Source organism: Arsenicibacter rosenii (assembly GCF_001870735.1).
Taxonomy (GTDB): Bacteria; Bacteroidota; Bacteroidia; order Cytophagales; family Spirosomataceae; genus Arsenicibacter; species Arsenicibacter rosenii.
Window position 1 is genome coordinate 1 of sequence record NZ_MORL01000190.1, and the last position, 893, is coordinate 893.

The 893-nt window shown below is 49.3% G+C and carries 3 protein-coding genes; 2 read left to right on the forward strand and 1 reads right to left on the reverse strand.

Going from position 1 to position 893, the window contains the following annotated elements; genetic code table 11:
- The first annotated feature begins 213 nt into the window (after nt 1–213).
- Both BLX24_RS30735 and BLX24_RS30740 read left to right on the forward strand, forming a co-directional pair.
- The gene (locus BLX24_RS30735; RefSeq protein ID WP_071506932.1) at nt 214–441 is read left to right on the forward strand and encodes a hypothetical protein; all 228 of its coding nucleotides are present in this window, start codon (nt 214–216) and stop codon (nt 439–441) included.
- The gene (locus BLX24_RS30740; RefSeq protein ID WP_071506933.1) at nt 438–725 is read left to right on the forward strand and encodes a hypothetical protein; all 288 of its coding nucleotides are present in this window, start codon (nt 438–440) and stop codon (nt 723–725) included. Before BLX24_RS30735 ends, BLX24_RS30740 begins: the two co-directional genes overlap by 4 nt.
- Here BLX24_RS30740 and BLX24_RS33130 read toward each other — a convergent pair.
- A partial coding sequence (locus BLX24_RS33130) for a hypothetical protein (RefSeq protein ID WP_177225991.1) occupies nt 708–893 on the reverse strand: 186 nt, incomplete at its 5' end. The two genes, BLX24_RS30740 and BLX24_RS33130, sit on opposite strands and share 18 nt — an antisense overlap.

The following is an 893-nucleotide window of genomic DNA, read 5'->3' on the forward strand; positions in this document are numbered from 1 at the left end:
ATGTGCCGCAGCATCATCTGTTTGCCCCCATAGTAGCTGACAGGGGTTTTGAGCAGCGGCTTTGCGCTGTTCAGGGGAATCACTTTTGACATAGCGTTGAGTAAAACAGAGTAAGGCTGCAAAAAACTGCCTGCCCTGATCGGGAGAAAGGACATTTTTTTGTACCGTTGTATAGTCATACCGCAGCACCGAGCGGTCAAAAACCGGTTTCATATGGATTTTTTCGAAGAAGGCATGGCCCTGGGAAGGGGGAATTTTGCCCGGCTGGATCAGCGCGGGCAGAAATGGAAGCACCGCAATATCCCGATTTTCATTCGGGAGCAGCTGTGGATTCCCTATTATATCACCGAAGTAGCCGGTGAACAATGCTTGTATATCATTAAAGCACCGGACATCAGACACCCCAAGGTGTATTTTGCCAGGTGGTTACCTGACGCATGAAACAACGATTCAGGATAGAAAATAATGAAGCCGCTTCGACCAACGAAGCGGCTTTTCTTTTTCATGACGATGCTCCTAACTTAATGGCAACTGTCATTGAGTTCAGGAGCCTGTTACAATTAGACCAGTATGAGACTTCATACCCAACGGTACAGGTCAGAAGTTTACCTATCCTGGTTGAACTTCGTATCTGGCCGGAAAAAATCACGCTGGCCCAGCGAAACTACTGGCTGAAAAAGATGGCGGCGTGGTATTATTATACCATCCTAAACCCTGACCAGTAACGCCTGAAACGGGCCGGTGACGGGCAGTGATCCCGACAGCGATGCCAGCAGGTAGTCCATGCCGTTGATGTGGACCTTCCTCGCAAAATCCAGCGTTGCCAGATCCGTTTCATTCACCAGCAAATCCTGCCGGGCATAAAACTGACCGGCACGAAGCGATTCCAGAAT

Excerpts from the sequence above, each read along its gene's own strand:
- BLX24_RS30735 (WP_071506932.1), top strand. The coding sequence starts at position 214 with ATGGATTTTTTCGAAGAAGGCATGGCCCTGGGAAGGGGGAATTTTGCC.
- BLX24_RS30740 (WP_071506933.1), top strand. The coding sequence starts at position 438 with ATGAAACAACGATTCAGGATAGAAAATAATGAAGCCGCTTCGACCAAC.